Below are 15,223 nucleotides of genomic sequence, written 5' to 3'. Positions count from 1 at the left end.
CAACTTTGCAACTTTGCAACTTTGCAACGAGGTGTGGCCGCCGAACGGTCGGTCCAGCGGCGTTCGCACCCCCGGAAGTCCGCAGCTGCGCAAGCCGATGCACATCGGATGCCGCGGACTGCGGCCTTCAGAACTCCGGCATCGCGATGACGAGACCCGACTGCAGGATGTCTTCGAACGTGCCGTGCAGCGAATCGGCATCCGGACACTCGGCGTAGACCACCACGCCTTGGTCGGCTTCGGCGAACACCCGCGTCATGATCATCGTGCCCTTGCCGGAGGCCCACTCGCGCGGCACCGCGACCAGGTCCATCCGCCCGATGGCGGAGCCGGCTTCCGTCGCGAGCGATGCGTCGACGACGTCGGCCGGGTCGATGGTGGTGTCGAAGAGCCGCTCCGCCCAGCGCAGGCTGCGCTCCCGGTCACCGCCATGATCGCCGGCTTCGGATCCACCGACCGCACCGGCGGTGAGCCACACCGAGCATCCGGTGGTCACGTTGCGGGATCCGGCGGTGCCGAGCTCGGTACGGTCCGCGACGGCCGACCACTCGGTGTCGGCACCGAAGATCATGCCGACGTGAGGCGCGGTGCCCGGCGGAAGCGGGGCATCCCAGCGGAGATCACCGGTCGGCGCGTCGACTGCCACGCCGTCGAGACCTTCGGGCTCCACGGTCTCCGACTGCTCGGTCGGCGCCACCTGCTCGACCGTGAACTGCGTCGGCGAATCGGTCGCCGGCGGCAGCGACAGGGACAGCGGAACAGCATGAGCAGAGGTGAGCAGCAGACTCGTTACCCAGTCCGCCAGCAGCAGTCGACCCACCAGGCTGCCGAGACCGATCACGATGACGAGTGCGACCCCCAACCGGGTTCGCCGCCGATGCCTCGAGGCAGCCTCGGATGCTATTGCCGGCGACATCGTCGGCTCGGGTGTGAGGGTGGGGTTCGGAGCGGCTGGCGCGAGCGGCATGGCGATTCCTGACGGTGGGGAGCGAAACGGACGAGTCCGAAGCTACGAAGCGCCGCGCGCCCCGGGCGGCGACCAAGACTCCCGGGGTGGGGCCCGTACGAGGCATCCGCCTGTTGAGGAGGAGTGCGGACTGCCCGATCCGTTCCCACTCCGACGTATGCCAGTTCCGCCTCATCGATGAGGCGGAACTGGCATACGCGACTCGCCGCAGTTCTCCACGAAGCCCCGCGTCTCGCGCGTCTCGCGCGTCTCGCGTCGGCCACGGCGCTCACCCGTCACGCTTCGGCCGCGGTGCTCCCCCGCTGCACGGCGATCTCGGCCAACCCATCGAGGTCATCGGCGCGCAAGCCGGGCCAGCCGTGCAGCTCGCGGCGCCAAGCTGCCGGCACCGCCGAACCGCCCCACTTCGCGCCGGCGAGCGAGCCCGCGATCGCCGCGACGGTGTCCGTGTCGTTGCCGCAGCGCACGGCGCGCTCGAGCGTCTGCTGCAGGCCCTCGCCGGCCAGGTCGGCATGGTGGATCGCCGACCACGCCGCCTGCATGGCCGCCACGACCCATCCGTTCGAACCGGGGATGTCGCGGGGCTGCGTCTGCTCGGCGACGTCGAGGAACCCGTGCCAGCGCGCCCGACGGTCCTCGGGCAGCGCGTCGATGGGCGTCCGCACGTCGTATGCGCCGGTGCGGATGGCGTGCCGGATCGCGAGCGACCAGATGACGCAGGCGTCACCGGCATCCGTCTCGTAGTGCGTCAGCTCGCTGATGCGGCGGGCGGACTCGGCGAGCGCGACCTCCTGCCCGTCGTCGAGGGAGGCGAGCGCGACCGGGCCCGTGCGCATGAGCGACCCGTTGCCGCCCGAACGTCCGGTGCGCTCGTGGAGCGTGCGCGCGGCGGCGCGGACGGCGGGCTCGAGGGCAGCAAGGTCGAGCGCGTCGGCATCGGCGTCGGCATCGGCATCGGCGGCGTCGGCCCCGGCACGCACGGCCGTCGCGGCGGGCAGCAGCCCGAGCACCTGGCGGGTCTGGATGCCGACATCCTTCGCGTCGACCGCCCAGTCGCGCCACTCGGCGACGATGCGGCCGAGGGTCGCGGCATCCGTCAGCGCGTCGCCGCGCGCGATCGCCTGCAGGATCGGCACGGCCATGCTCGTGTCGTCGGTCCACTCGCCGAGGTTCCACGGGCCACCGGCCCTGAACTCGACCGGCACGTCGTCGGGCAGCGACGGCTTGAACTCGTAGGGCGCGCCGAGGGCGTCGCCGGCGGCCGAGCCGAGCACGGCGCCGACGGCGCGGTCGGTCAGGGTCGGGGTGAGGTCGAACGGCATGCTGGCTCCTTGGGTCTCGATATGCTTCGCTCCTCGGGCGCTTTCGCCCATCGTCGCAGGTCGACATTTCGCCGATCGCGTTCCAAGATCGACCTATGCCTCAGCCAGACCGCGCCGATGTCGTCGCGATCACCGGCGCCTCCGGACGCATCGGCCGGCGGATCGTCGGGCGGCTCGACCGTCCGGGGCGGATGCTGCGGCTCATCGACACCGACCTGCCCGATCGCCTCGAAGACGACGACCGCTGGGGCCCGGGTCTCGACGCCGACCGCGTCGCACTGCGGCGCGCGTCGATCGAGCACGAGCGCGACATCCGCTCGGCCCTCGACGGCGCCGACGCCGTCGTGCACCTCGCTGCCCTGGCCTCCGAACGGCCATGGGCCGACATCCTGCGCGTGAACATCGACGGCACGCAGAAGGTGCTCGAGGCGGCGCGACTCGGCGGCGCGACGCGGGTGCTCCTGGCGAGCAGCATCCACGCGGTCGGGTTCGCCGACCCGACGGATGCCGCGACGACACGCGTGCTCGTCCCCCGCCCGGACACGTTCTACGGCGTGAGCAAGGCCGCCGTCGAGGCGCTCGGCAGCGTCTACGCCGACCGCTACGGCATGAGCATCGTCTCGGCGCGCATCTGCAACTTCGGCGCCGGCGACCGCCCCGGCTCCGGCCGTGGACTCGCGCACTGGTTCTCGCCGGCCGACGCCGCCCGGCTCGTCGAGGCCGCCCTCGCACTCGACGACGGACGCCACCACATCGTCTGGGGCGTCTCGGCGAACGCGCCCAACGCCTTCGACCTCTCGGCCGGACGCGCCATCGGCTTCGAACCGCAGGACGACGCGTTCGCGCTCACAGCCGACCCCGATGGCGTCGAACCCGAGCCGTACACGCCGAGCGGGCCGATCGGCACCATGTTCACCGACGACGAGCATCCGCTCGGCGGAACCTGGTAGCGGGGCGGGGTCTCGATACGCTGCGCTCCTCGACCGGCGCACGGCGCTACCCGGCCGCCGCCGTCACGAGCGCCGTGCGGTCGGCCCACTCGGGCGACGCGAAGGTCGAGTTGCGCTCCCAGAGGGCGTCGACGAGGCGCACCGCGTAGCGCAGGCGCTCCTCGTGCGTGCCGCTCATGAGCACCCACGAGTGCCCGCGGCGGGTGAGCTCCTCGACGAACCAGCCGTTCATCTCGGCGCGGATGTGCTCGCCGTCGCGCCAGCCGTCCTGCTCGAACGCCACGCCCTCGTGGTCGGTCACGAGGTACACGTCGCGGCGCGGCAGCTCGGTCGTGCCGAAGCGGCGCGTCGCATCCGACGTCGAGCCGACATAGCGCCGCTCCCACAGCTCGGTTGCGAGGGCATCCGTGTCGGCGATCACGAGCGGGCAGGCGAGCGCGGCTGCGTTCTCGAGCGCGTTCTGCCGCTCGGCGATGCGCGCGAAGTGCTCGGGCAGCCAGACCAGGTCGTCCATCGACACCGGATGCCCCGCCGCCGCCTCGGTCTCGGCGTGCAGCTCGTAGGTGAACTCGCGCCCGTACTCGGGCACGAACGGCATCCGCCCGAAGCCGCGCGCCCGGTAGTGCTCGACGAGCGCCGAGGTGAGCGTCGTCGTGCCCGTCGACTCGGCGCCCACCACGATGACGCGCGTCGCGAGATCCAGTCGAGCGGATGTCGCGACCTGCCCCCAGCGGCCCACGAGGTCGTCGCGGGCGGCGGTGCCACTGATCGGATGCCGCGTGCGGCTCTCGTCGAACGCGCGATGCCCTGCGCCGAGGCGGGCGGCGAGCTCGGCGCCGTAGTGCTCCGAAGAGAACACCGTCGTGGGCGCCGGCCGACCTGCCGCTGCGAGGGCCGCCTCGATGAGCACGGCGTTCGCCCGCCATGCGATGTCGCTGCCGTACTCGACGGGGGCGTCGCACGGGATCTCGACGAGGGTCACGTTGCCGAGACCGGCCGGATCGGCGGCGATCTCCTCGCGCAGCCAGGCGGCCCGCCGCTCGAGCGGGATCGACTCGAAGACGGTTCCCATGACGACGACCGTCACGAGCTGCGACTCGGCGGCCGCGAGGCGCAGCAGCGCCAGGTGCCCCTCGTGCAGCGGGTAGAACTTGCCGATGATGAGGCCGTGCGGCTCGCGGGTCATGCGCGGGCCTCTGCGGTGGCTGCGGCATCCGTCTGCGTTGCGGTTGCCGCGGCATCCGCTGGGCTCTCGCCCTCGGTGCGGGGCTCGTTGGTCTCGATACGCTCCGCTACCCGGCCGGCGGCGGCACCGGCGGCGGCGCGGTACTCGCGCGTCCAGCGCGTGAGGCCGTAGACGCAGAGCGCGAGGAACCCCGTATAGAGGAGCGCCGTGAGCCAGAGGCCCTTCACCAGGTAGAGGGGGATCGACACGAGGTCGACGGCGATCCAGATCCACCACTGCTCGAGCAGTTTCTTCGCCTGCCCCCACGTCGCGAGCAGCGAGAACGCGAGGATGAACGCGTCGGGCCACGGCACCTGCGAGTTCGTCTCGGCGGCGAGCAGGTACCCCACGGCGACGGTCGCGACGAGGGCGATCGCGCCGCCGATGAGCAGCTCGCGCCCGGTCGCGCGTCGAATCGGCAGAGCGGATGCCGCGGCGACGACGCCTGCCTCGCCGGACCCGCCGGCGACCCCTGTCCAGCCGCGCCGCCGCTTCGACCACTGCACCCACCCGTAGACGCCGAGCACGCCGAATGCGATCTGCAGCGCGGCATCCGCATAGAGCCCGACGCCCGCGAAGAGCAGCAGGAACGCGAGGTTGTTCACGATGCCGAGCGGCCAGTTCAGGATGCTGCCGCGCGCGACGGCCCACACGCAGAGCGCGCCGGTGAGGAAGCCGATGGCCTCGACGACCGAGACGGGCTGGTCGGCGATCGAGAAGAGCTGCGACTGCAGCAGGTCGGTGAGGGCGTCCATGTCGGCCCCTTTCGGTTATTAGCGCATATTCGCGCGAATCGGTGTTGACAGTTTGCGCAGATCTGCTTGAATTGTCAAGTGACCAAGCGCGACTCGCAGGGCAGGGCCCTCGCCGACTATCCGAGGCCGTCGGTCGCGGTCGACACGGCCGTGCTCACGGTACCCCCGGGCGGCCCGCTCAGCGTGATCGCGGTCACGGGCGACGGCGACCTGCGGCTGCCCGGCACGTTCCTGCACGAGGGCGAGACGCTCGCCGACGCCGTCACCCGATCGCTCGCCGAGAAGGCCGGCATCACGGGCATCCACCCGGTGCAGCTGCACGTGTTCGACGCGCCCGACCGCGACGACCGCGGGCGGGTGCTCTCGGTCGCCCACCTCGCCCCGGTGCGGATGTCGCGCCTCGACGCCGAGACGCGGGCCGACCCCGTCCGCGCGCAGACGGAGCTGCTGCCCGTCGCGGCGCTGCCGCCGATGCCGTTCGACCACAACGCCATCGTCGAGCTCGCCGTCGCGGAGCTGCGTGCGCGCTACGCCGAGCGTCCCGACCCGTTCGGGCTGCTGCCGGAGCCGACGTTCACGATCCGCGAGCTGCACGAGCTGCACGAGGCGGTCGCGGGGCATCCGCTGCCGCGCGACACGTTCCGCCGCCTGATGGAGCCGCAGCTCACGCCGACCGGATCCCTGGCCCGCGGCACCGTCGGCAAGCCCGCCCGTGAGTTCACGAGGAGCGCCGCATGACGAGCGTTCCGCCGACGGCGCCGCGCAAGCCCGGGAGTCGCGTGCGCACGGTGCTGCTGCGCCTGATCCCGCTCGCCGTGGTGCTGCTCGTGCTCGGCGGGTTCATCGCCAGCACGTACGTGCCGATGGGCACCGTCACGGAGTGCATCGTCACCGGCCACGGCGTCGAGCCCGGCGGCAAGGGCTTCGACACGCTCATCGTCGAGTCGACCTGCGGCGACTTCCACACCAGCATGCCGAAGTCCGCGTTCACGGTCGGCGACCAGTACTCCTTCGAGCTGCGCGGCATCCACAAGCCCAACATCGTCGACGCGACCCGCACCGGCTGAGGGGCGATCTCCCTCGCGGACCCACCTGCGGCGGTACCCGAGCATCACAGCACACTCCAACTGGGGATGCCGCGGCCTCGTTCGGCCCATTGGCGGCTTACATCGCGCCATCTCGAGCTGAATGATCGGGCCTGCTATATGCCAGTTCCGCCTCATCGATGAGGCGGAACTGGCATACGCGAATCGCAAGAGTGGCCTGTGGAGACAATCCGGGCGGACCGCGACGCGCGTCCGGCGTGTCCTGACGGCGTGTGACCCGAACTGGGGAGGTCAAGCCGACAGCCCCGGAATACCGGGCCGGATCGGCTCGCCGGATCGCTGATCGCCACCCGCGACGCGCGGGCGGCCCGTGCACGGTCGTACCCTGCACATATCGCCGATCTGTGGGGGCAGAGGCGCATCGCGCGTGCGGCGACGCAACGCAAGGGGGATTCCGATGAGCGATCCGACGAACACGCCGGCCGGCTGGTACGACGACGGCAGTGGACGGCAACGCTACTGGGACGGCCAGCAGTGGACCGAGCAGTTCGCGCCGCCCGCCACAGCAGCTCCGGCCGCGCCGGCAGCTCCAGCCGCGCCAGCCGCCGAAGACCCCACACCGGGGTATCCGGTTCCGGGCGCCGATCCCGCCCAGCCGTATGGCGCCGGAACGGCAACCGTCGGCGCCACCCCGCCGGGCGGCGCCAAGCCGAAGCCGCATGTGCTCGCCATCATCGCCCTGGCCATCGCGGTGATCGGCTTCATCTTCGCCTGCATCCCGGGCGCGCTCATCGCCGGCTGGGTGCTGCTGCCGATCGCGTTCATCCTCGCGATCGTCGCCCTGTTCCTCCGCGGCGCGAAGTGGGCCGCGATCACGGCCCTCATCGTCTCGGTCGTCGGAACCGTGATCGGCTTCGTCGTGTTCTTCGCCGTCATCTCGACGACGGTGAACGAGGCCATCGAAGACCTCCCGAGCGCCGTCGCCGAGGCATCCGAAGAGGCGGATGCCTCTGACGAGCCGGCCGACGACGAGCAACCGCCCCCGGTCGACACGCTCGCCTTCGGCGACACCATGATCTGGGAGGACGGCCTCGAGCTGACCGTGGCCGCGCCCGAGCCCTACACGCCGACGGAGTCCGCAGCCGGCGCCGACCAGGCGAGCAACCTCGTCTTCACGCTCACGATCGTGAACAACACGACCGAGAACTTCGAGCCGGCCGTCTTCTCGCGACTCTCATCAGCCGGGCAGGAGGGAAGTCAGATCTTCGACATCGCAGCGGACGGCGGGCAGATCGGGCTGCCGCCGACCACGGTCGTGCTGCCCGGCGAGTCCGTGTCGTGGCAGGAGGCGTGGTCGGTCGCCGACGCGAACTCCCTCACGTTCCAGACCGCGCCGAACTTCGACTACGAGGATGCGATCTTCACGAACCTGCAATGACCTGCCCGCGTCAGTGCCGCGCGGCGATGGCGTCGAACACGGGCATCTCGAGCTTCGTCATCTGCAGCATCGCGGCGAAGAGCTCCTGCTTCAGGGCGGTATCGGTCGTGGTCATCAGCTCGGTGAATCCGCGTGGGACCAGCTGCCACGAGAGGCCGAAGCGGTCGGTGAGCCATCCGCACTGGCTCGGTTCGCCGCCGTCGGCGAGGAGCGCGTTCCAGAGGCGGTCGACCTCGGCCTGGTCGTCGACCTCGAGCTTGATCGACACGACCGGCGTGAGCGCGACATCCGGACCGCCCGAGATCAGCTGGAACCTCGCGCCGCCGACCGTGAAGTCGACGGCGAGCGGCTCGCCCGCCCGCTCGGAGTCGGCCGGCCAGCGGTCGACGTTCAGCACCTCGGAGTCGGGCACGAGCGAGGCGTAGAACTCGGCCATCTCGTCGAGCGGCCCCTCGACGAGCAGGCAGGTCATCGTGGTCGTCGGCATGGGAAGCTCCTTCGCGGTCGGTGGGTCAGACGCTAGCCGCGACATCCGACAACCGGAAGGGGCGCGGGAACGGCGTGCCGCGGCATCCGCGCAGCAAGGCCCGACTCAGGAGACGGCGACTCAGTAGACCGCGACGCGGTCCTCGCGCTCGTCGAGCACCCAGAGGTGCGACGCGACCGCACGGTACAGGCGATGGGGTGCCGCGCCGCTCACGCTCCCCTCCGCCCACGGACGCAGGCCGGATGCCGCGCATCCCGCGTTGTACACCGCGAGCGCGCCTTCGAGTGCGTCGTCGGGAACCTGCTCGGCGAGTGCCTCGGCGTAGACGGCCGTCGCATCGCCGACGGGCGTCGTCGTGTCGAACACGGCGAGCGCGACCTCGGCCCGTGCCGCGATGTTCTCGGAGTGACGACGGGTGGGGCGCGACACCCAGACGAATTCGCGCAGGTCTCGCACGGCGAACCACACCGGGGTCGCCCAGGGGCGTCCTGCGGCGTCTGCGGTGGCGAGGGTCAGGTAGGCGTTCGCGTCGAGGAGCTGCCGGGCGGAGTTCGCCACGGGCGACGAGGATGCATCGGTGGTGACCATACTCATGGCTACCAGATGGCCGCGCGGTCCCTTCCGAGCCGGGCGGTGCGGCGTCGGCTTCCGACCGCACTCACAGCTGCAGCCGCGCGGGCATGGCCGCGAGTGCTGCGCTCGCGGGCGACGACCGGCGCCGCTAGGGTGAGCCGCATGTCGGATGCCGCGGCCGGGCACGCACCGACGCGGCCGTCGCACGAGGCGTCGGCACGCGGCATCCGCCCCGCCCTGAGCGACGACCCGGCCCGCATCGAGCAGCTCGCGCCGCTCGCCCGCGCGCCCGTCTTCACCGCGATGGCCGCCCTCGCCGTGCTGCTCGCCGCGACGAGCCAGTGGTACGGGTTCCACCGCGACGAGCTGTACTTCCGCATGCTCGATCCCGCGTGGGGGTACGTCGACCAGCCGCCGCTGACGCCGCTCGTCGCGCGGGCGATCACGAGCGTCGTCGACGAGCCGTGGGCGCTGCGGATCCCCGCGATCCTCGCCGCCGCTGCGGCCTTGTTCGTGCTCGCCCTCGTCGCGCGCGAGGCCGGCGGCGGGCGACGCGCACAGGCGGTCGCGGCGTGGGCCGCGGCATCCGCCTCGTTCCCGATGGTGTTCGGGCACCTGCTGCTCACCGCGTCGTTCGACCTCGTCGTGTGGCCGCTCGTCGCGCTGTTCGCGATGCGGGCGCTGCTGCGCGACGGCGAGCGCAGCGGATGGTGGTGGATCGCGGTCGGACTCGTCACGGGCCTCGCGACGTACAACAAGCTGCTCGTCGTGCTGCTCGTCGGGGGCCTCGGCATCGGCCTGCTCGCGGTCGGTCCGTGGCGGGCGCTGCGATCGCCGTGGCTCTGGGCGGGCGTCGGGGTCGCCGTCGTCGTCGCGCTGCCGAACCTCGCGTACCAGGTCGCGAACGACCTGCCGCAGCTGCGCATGGGCGCTGCGCTGGCCGACGACACCGACGGCGCCGGGCGCCTGTTCACGCTGCCCTTCCTGTTCCTGCTCGCCGGGCCACCGCTGGTGCCGATCTGGGTGGCCGGACTCGTCGGGCTGTTCCGCCGGCCGGCGTGGCGGCCCATCCGGCTGTTCGCCGTGGCGTTCGCCGTCGTGGTGCTCGCGACGATCGCGGGCGGTGCGCAGCCGTACTATCCGCTCGGCCTCGTCGAGGTGCTGCTCGCCCTCGGCGCGGTGCCGACCGCCGAGTGGATGCGCACCCGTGGCCGCCGCGCGCTCGTCTGGGCGGGCATCGCCCTGAACGCCGTCGTGTCGGCGCTCATCGCGCTGCCCCTGCTGCCGCTCGCGGTCGTCGGTGCGAGCCCGTTCGCCGCGATGAACCAGACCGTCGGCGACACCGTCGGTTGGCCGACGTACGTCGAGCAGGTCGCCGCCGTGGTGCACGAAGCCGAGGCCGGTGCGGATGCCGCATCCGCACCGGTCGTCATCACCTCGAACTACGGCGAGGCCGGCGCCATCGCCCGCTTCGGCCCAGAGCACGGGCTGGACCCCGACGCCGTCTACAGCGGGCACAACGGCCTCTGGTTCCAGGCGAGGCCGTCGGATGCCGCGACCGACGTCGTCTTCGTCGGCGAACTGTCGCGCCGAGTCACCGGCGACTTCGACTCGTGCACGACCGTCGCGCACCTCGACAACGAACTCGATGTCGACAACGAGGAGCAGGGCGTGCCGATCACGCTCTGCACGGGCCGCACCACGGGCTGGGACGAGCTCTGGCCGCGGCTCGCGCATCTCAGCTGAGCGGATGCCGCGGCATCCGATCGCTGCTGAACGCATCGGTGCGTCAGATCGGATGCCGCGATCGACGCCGTTCGGGCATGTCACGCGAGCGGAGGGACCTTTGCAGATGTCGCATGCCAGTTCTCCCTCATCGATGAGGGGGAACTGGCATACGCGATCCACGACGTGCTCGAGCCCGCCGAATGCTCGAGAGCCGCGAGATGTCAACTTCGTATTGACAGTCGCGCATGCGTCAACCTATCGTTGACACATGCCCGCACGCACGCAACGACGACTCGTCGCCACTTGGTCGACCGGCTTCGCCGCGATCGCCATCGGCATGCTCTGCAGCCTGATCGGCATCGCCGCGCTCGAGGGCGTCGCGCGCGGGGTGCTGATCGGCGCGGGCGTCGCCCTCACCCTCGTCGGCACCGTCGTGCTCGCCTCGACGCTCGGCTGGCTCGCGTCCCGCTCGCGCTCCGGCGAGGTGCAGGGGTGGTGGCTGCCGAGCCGGGACGGCGACCGATGACCGCTGACCTCCGCGACGCGATCACGCTCGCCGTGCTCGACGCCGCGGACCTGGACCGCGGCATCCTCGGAAGCCGCCTCGACGGCCAGGTCGACGGCCACCTCTCGCCGGAACAGCACCTCGCGCCCGAGCAGCACCTCGCCCTGATCCACGCGAGCTCCGACGCCGAGGGCGAGGTGCGCGCCATCCTGCGCCAGGCCGTCGAATCGGCGCGCGCCGGGGGCGTCAGCTGGGCCGCGATCGGTGCCGAGCTGGGCATGTCCCGCCAGGCCGCGCAGCAGCGCTTCGGCGACGCCTCGCAGCCCGACGCCGCAGCCGATGACGAGGCGGAGTACCGCTGGCTCGGCCCGGTGACGGCGTTCGACGAGATGGCCGAGCTCGAGCTCGCCGGGCGCGCCGGCTGGCACACCGTCGAGGCCGGCCTGCTGCGCCACCGCATGGTGCGCACCGACACGCAGTGGGAGACGAAACGCCTCATCTGGCGCGGCCCATCGCGCCGCGACGAAGCCGAGGGCTGGGTCGTCGGCTCGACGATGTTCCCGTGGGCGTACCTCGTGCGCGACCGCGGCATCCCCGCCGAGTAGCAGGGCAACAAAGCAACAAAGCAACAACGCAACAACGCAACAACGCAACAACGAGACAAAGTCAAGAGCCACCGGGCGACAGACGACGGATGCCGCGACCCGCACGCTCCTCGAGCGCGCGAGCCGCGGCATCCGCTCTCCCCCTAGTTCCCCTTGACGTTCACGATCTGCCGCAGCGTGTGCCGCACCGCGACCAGCGGAGCGGCATCCGCCATCACCTGGTCGATCGGCTTGTAGGCCTGCGGGATCTCGTCGATGAAGGCGTCGGTATCGCGGAACTCGATGCCCGTCATCGCCTCACGAAGCTGCTCGTGCGTGAAGGTCTGCCGCGCCTTCGTGCGCGAGAACGTGCGCCCGGCGCCGTGCGGCGACGAGTTCAGCGACATCCGGTCGCCGAGCCCCTCGACGACGTACGACGCGGTGCCCATCGACCCCGGGATGAGCCCGAGCCGACCGGCATCCGCCTGGATGGCACCCTTGCGCGACACCCATACCCGCTTGCCGAAGTGCTCCTCGCTCTCGGTGAAGTTGTGGTGGCAGTTGATGCGCGCCCGCTCCTCGACGGCCGTGCCCACCCACTCCGACACCTGCCGGATGACGCGGTCCATCATCTCCTCGCGGTTGAGCAGCGCGAAGTGCTGCGCCCAGCGCAGCTCGGCGATGTACCGCGTGAACTCGGGCGTGCCCTCGACGAGGTAGGCGAGGTCGGGGTCGGGCAGGTCGATCCACCACTGCTTCGCGAGTCGCTGGGCGACCTTGATGTGGTGCTGGGCGATCCTGTTGCCGACGCCCCGACTGCCCGAGTGCAGGAACAGCCACACGTCGTCGTTCTCGTCGAGCGAGACCTCGATGAAGTGGTTGCCGCTGCCGAGCGACCCGAGCTGCTCGCGCCAGTTGCCCGCGTAGGTCGACGGGTCGAAGCCCTTCGCCTCGGCGAGGGTCTCGAGCTCCGCGATGCGCGGCGCCGCGGTGGCCACGACCTTGCGGTTGTGCTTGCCGGCCGAGAGCGGGATGGCGCGCTCGATCTGCTCCCGCACCTCCCGCCGGTCGGCGGGCAGGTCGGCTGCCGTGAACTGCGTCTGCACGGCGATCATGCCGCAGCCGATGTCGACCCCGACGGCCGCAGGGATGATCGCGCCGAGGGTCGGGATGACCGACCCCACGGTCGCGCCGAGACCCAGATGCGCATCGGGCATGAGCGCGAGGTGCGGGTAGATGAACGGCATCGTCGACGATGTGCGGGCCTGCTCGACGGTCTTCTCGTCGATCAGGCTCGCCCACGAGACGAGCCGGTTGGAGAGCTTCTCCATGGTCCTTTCCTGTCTGGTTGCACTGCGATGGATCCGAGGGCCCGAGGGTCTCGTCGCGCGCGCAGACAGAGAAGCACCCCGGGCCTCGAGCGGCACGGGGTGACGAAGACGGCGGATGCCGCGGCGTCAGGGTGCCGGCTCGAGAGCCTGGTCGAGTTCGCGATTGATCAGGTCGCCGAAGGGGCGCTGCTGGATCGCGGGCTCGACGAAGGTCGGCTTGTTCGTGCGCTGCAGGTACACGCTCATGGCCGCTCTCCATTCAGGCTCCGGGGCTGCTGCGCGGACTGCGCAGCCTTCGAACCCTAGTGGGGCGGATGCTGCGGAGTCAACGATGCCCCGGCCGACGCGACCCGAGCGCTACTCGAGGTTCAGCGTCGCGATCACGGCGAGGTGGTCGCCGCCCCCTGCCGGCACGGAGGTGTTCGACACGACGTCCATGCCGCGCTGGAACACGTGGTCGAGGCGCACGACCGGCGCGGTGGCCGGCCACGTGAATCCGAACCCGCCGCCGCTCTGGTTCGCCTCCGACAGCTGCGCGGTGATGTCGGCGAGGGCTCGGTCCGACGACCCGGCGTTGAAATCACCGACGGCGATGACCCGGTCGTTCTCGTCGCGCTCGAGGTGATCGGCGAGGTTCGCGAGCATGGCGTCGCGTTCGCCGTGCCCGGCCGGTCGAGCGGATGCCGCGTGCACGACGTAGATGCTCACGGGCCCGCTCGGCGTCTCGAGGTCGGCCGCCAGCCCGCGCTTCCAGCCGAGCCCGAGGTCGAGCATCTGGGCGTTCTCGATCGGGAAGACGCTCCAGACGCCGACGGTCCCGACCCCGTAGCGGTAGGGGTAGCTCTCGTCGAGCACCGTCCCGGCGTCGGCACGGGACTCGGCGTCCATCTCCTGCAGCGCGACCACCTCGGCACCGGTGCCGGCCAGCGCGACGGCCGAGTCGGCGGCGGTGCCGGAGCCGGCCTCGACGTTCTGGCTCGCCACGGTCAGGCGAGCGTCGGATGCGGGAGCCGCCGTCCACGACAACGGCACGAGCGACGGCACGAACATGACGCTCCAGACGAGCGCGGCGAGCACGGCGGTGGCGATCGCCGCGCGACTCCTCGCGACGAGCGCACCGACGAGCAGCAGCGGCACCGCGAGCCCGAACCACGGCAGCGCGGTGTCGACGATGAGACCGAGGCCCGCGACATCCGGAACCATCGTGTGCAGCACCAGCAGGAGCACGAGAGCCGTGCCCAGCAGTGCGGCGACCCGGGCGAGCCCGACCCGGCGACGCCGAATCGGGCGCGGCGACGAGGGCCCGCTCGCGGGCGACTTCAGCGGTGCGAGCACGGTCATCCGCCCATTCTCCCGACGGAAGCTGTGCGACCTCTCCACCGTATTGTCGGCCGCGCCGCGGCATCCGCTTCGAGCTCGCGCCCTAGGCTTCAGCGCAGGAGGTTCACGATGACCGAGCGGATGCCGAAGAAGCTGTACGAACGCGAGCTGAAGGACCTGCAGGCGAAGCTCGTCGACATGCAGGCGTGGGTGCAGCAGTCCGGCGCGCGCGTCGTGGTGATCTTCGAGGGGAGGGATGCCGCGGGCAAGGGCTCGACGATCAAGCGCGTCTCCGAGTACATGAACCCCCGCGTCACGCGCGTCGTCGCGCTGCCGACGCCGAGCGTGCGCGACAAGACGCGCTGGTACTTCCAGCGGTACGTGCCGCACCTGCCTGCAGCGGGCGAGATCGTGCTCATGGACCGCTCCTGGTACAACCGGGCGGGCGTCGAACGCGTCATGGGCTACTGCACCAACGAGGAGTACCACCGGTTCCTGCACCAGGCCCCGATCTTCGAGCGGATGCTGGTCGAAGACGGCATCATCCTGCTGAAGTACTGGTTCAGCGTCTCCGACGTCGTGCAGGAGGAGCGGTTCCGCTCCCGGCTGGAAGACCCGATGCGGCGCTGGAAGCTCAGCCCCAACGACGTGCTCTCGATCACGAAGTGGGAGGACTACTCGCGCGCGAAGGACGCCATGTTCGCGAACACCGACATCTCCGAGGCACCCTGGTACGAGATCGAGAGCGACGACAAGCGCCGTTCGCGCATCAACATGATCGCCCACCTGCTCTCGAAGATCCCGTACGAGAAGGTCGAACGCGAGGAGATCGTGATCCCGCCGCGCCCGGTGGCCGGCGGCTACGAGCGCCCGCCCCGCGAGTGGGCGAACCTCGTGCCCGACCACGCGGCCGCGGTCATCGAGGCGGCGGACGCCAAGGACTGAGACGCGCGATGCCGGTTCGGCCTCGTCGTCGAGGCTGAACCGGCATC

Annotated in this window: 16 protein-coding genes; 8 read left to right on the top strand and 8 right to left on the bottom strand. The window is 71.1% G+C overall.

The genetic code is table 11. The features are described from left to right. Positions 1-127 precede the first annotated feature (127 nt). A complete protein-coding gene (locus tag ASE68_RS15865; protein ID WP_055861888.1) occupies positions 128-862 on the bottom strand; it encodes a hypothetical protein in 735 nt (244 codons plus the stop codon). A gap of 380 nt (positions 863-1,242) precedes the next feature. Next, positions 1,243-2,289, bottom strand: a complete 1,047-nt coding sequence (locus ASE68_RS15860) for an ADP-ribosylglycohydrolase family protein (RefSeq protein WP_055861884.1) — start codon at positions 2,287-2,289, stop codon at positions 1,243-1,245. A gap of 95 nt (positions 2,290-2,384) precedes the next feature. On the opposite strand from ASE68_RS15860, the gene ASE68_RS15855 reads away from it, so the two are divergent. After that, entirely contained in the window at positions 2,385-3,239 is an 855-nt protein-coding gene (locus tag ASE68_RS15855; protein WP_055861880.1) for an NAD(P)-dependent oxidoreductase, read from the top strand. Positions 3,240-3,285: 46 nt separating this feature from the next. Here the strand turns inward: ASE68_RS15855 and ASE68_RS15850 are convergent, their stop codons facing one another. Further along, positions 3,286-4,425, bottom strand: a complete 1,140-nt coding sequence (locus ASE68_RS15850; protein WP_055861877.1) for an AAA family ATPase — start codon at positions 4,423-4,425, stop codon at positions 3,286-3,288. After that, the gene (gene pnuC, locus ASE68_RS15845; protein ID WP_082462418.1) at positions 4,422-5,219 is read right to left on the bottom strand and encodes a nicotinamide riboside transporter PnuC; all 798 of its coding nucleotides are present in this window, start codon (positions 5,217-5,219) and stop codon (positions 4,422-4,424) included. The genes ASE68_RS15850 and pnuC overlap by 4 nt, the downstream gene beginning before the upstream one ends. 78 nt (positions 5,220-5,297) lie before the next feature. Between pnuC and ASE68_RS15840 the strand changes: the two genes are divergently transcribed. The 3 genes from ASE68_RS15840 to ASE68_RS20775 all read left to right on the top strand — a co-directional run bounded on the left by ASE68_RS15840 (position 5,298) and on the right by ASE68_RS20775 (position 7,703). Next, the gene (locus ASE68_RS15840) at positions 5,298-5,957 is read left to right on the top strand and encodes an NUDIX domain-containing protein (protein WP_157421721.1); all 660 of its coding nucleotides are present in this window, start codon (positions 5,298-5,300) and stop codon (positions 5,955-5,957) included. Further along, the gene (locus ASE68_RS15835; RefSeq protein ID WP_055861871.1) at positions 5,954-6,286 is read left to right on the top strand and encodes a hypothetical protein; all 333 of its coding nucleotides are present in this window, start codon (positions 5,954-5,956) and stop codon (positions 6,284-6,286) included. Before ASE68_RS15840 ends, ASE68_RS15835 begins: the two co-directional genes overlap by 4 nt. Positions 6,287-6,722: 436 nt before the next feature. Next, complete coding sequence (locus ASE68_RS20775) at positions 6,723-7,703, top strand: DUF2510 domain-containing protein (RefSeq protein ID WP_055861869.1); 981 nt, start codon at positions 6,723-6,725, stop codon at positions 7,701-7,703. Between the two features lie 10 nt (positions 7,704-7,713). Here ASE68_RS20775 and ASE68_RS15825 read toward each other — a convergent pair whose 3' ends face one another. Further along, complete coding sequence (locus tag ASE68_RS15825) at positions 7,714-8,190, bottom strand: VOC family protein (protein WP_055861866.1); 477 nt, start codon at positions 8,188-8,190, stop codon at positions 7,714-7,716. Between the two features lie 120 nt (positions 8,191-8,310). Continuing rightward, positions 8,311-8,778 carry a pyridoxamine 5'-phosphate oxidase family protein gene (locus ASE68_RS15820; RefSeq protein ID WP_055861860.1) on the bottom strand — a complete coding sequence of 156 codons (468 nt, stop codon included), beginning with the start codon at positions 8,776-8,778 and terminating at the stop codon, positions 8,311-8,313. A 147-nt stretch (positions 8,779-8,925) separates the two neighbouring features. Here ASE68_RS15820 and ASE68_RS15815 point away from each other — a divergent pair, with 147 nt between their 5' ends. From ASE68_RS15815 to ASE68_RS15805, 3 genes are all read left to right on the top strand, one after another. After that, on the top strand, positions 8,926-10,509 hold the full coding sequence (locus ASE68_RS15815) for a glycosyltransferase family 39 protein (RefSeq protein WP_055861857.1): 1,584 nt from the start codon (positions 8,926-8,928) through the stop codon (positions 10,507-10,509). Between the two features lie 250 nt (positions 10,510-10,759). Then, a complete protein-coding gene (locus ASE68_RS15810; RefSeq protein WP_055861853.1) occupies positions 10,760-11,017 on the top strand; it encodes a hypothetical protein in 258 nt (85 codons plus the stop codon). Then, positions 11,014-11,601, top strand: a complete 588-nt coding sequence (locus ASE68_RS15805; RefSeq protein WP_055861848.1) for a hypothetical protein — start codon at positions 11,014-11,016, stop codon at positions 11,599-11,601. Before ASE68_RS15810 ends, ASE68_RS15805 begins: the two co-directional genes overlap by 4 nt. A 143-nt stretch (positions 11,602-11,744) precedes the next feature. On the opposite strand, the gene ASE68_RS15800 is transcribed toward ASE68_RS15805, so the two are convergent. Together ASE68_RS15800 and ASE68_RS15795 are read right to left on the bottom strand one after the other, a co-directional pair. Continuing rightward, positions 11,745-12,911, bottom strand: coding sequence for an RtcB family protein (locus tag ASE68_RS15800; protein ID WP_055861845.1), 1,167 nt, complete (start codon positions 12,909-12,911; stop codon positions 11,745-11,747). A 357-nt stretch (positions 12,912-13,268) separates the two neighbouring features. Further along, the gene (locus ASE68_RS15795) at positions 13,269-14,252 is read right to left on the bottom strand and encodes an endonuclease/exonuclease/phosphatase family protein (protein ID WP_055861842.1); all 984 of its coding nucleotides are present in this window, start codon (positions 14,250-14,252) and stop codon (positions 13,269-13,271) included. 108 nt (positions 14,253-14,360) lie between these two features. Between ASE68_RS15795 and ppk2 the strand changes: the two genes are divergently transcribed. Continuing rightward, positions 14,361-15,176: a polyphosphate kinase 2 gene (gene ppk2 / locus ASE68_RS15790; RefSeq protein ID WP_235481039.1), complete on the top strand. Its 816-nt coding sequence runs from the start codon at positions 14,361-14,363 to the stop codon at positions 15,174-15,176. The last annotated feature ends 47 nt before the right edge of the window (positions 15,177-15,223 follow it).

Source organism: Agromyces sp. Leaf222 (assembly GCF_001421565.1).
Taxonomy (GTDB): Bacteria; Actinomycetota; Actinomycetes; order Actinomycetales; family Microbacteriaceae; genus Agromyces.
Note: the sequence above shows the minus strand (reverse complement) of the source record. Positions and strands in the feature narration are given on the sequence as shown.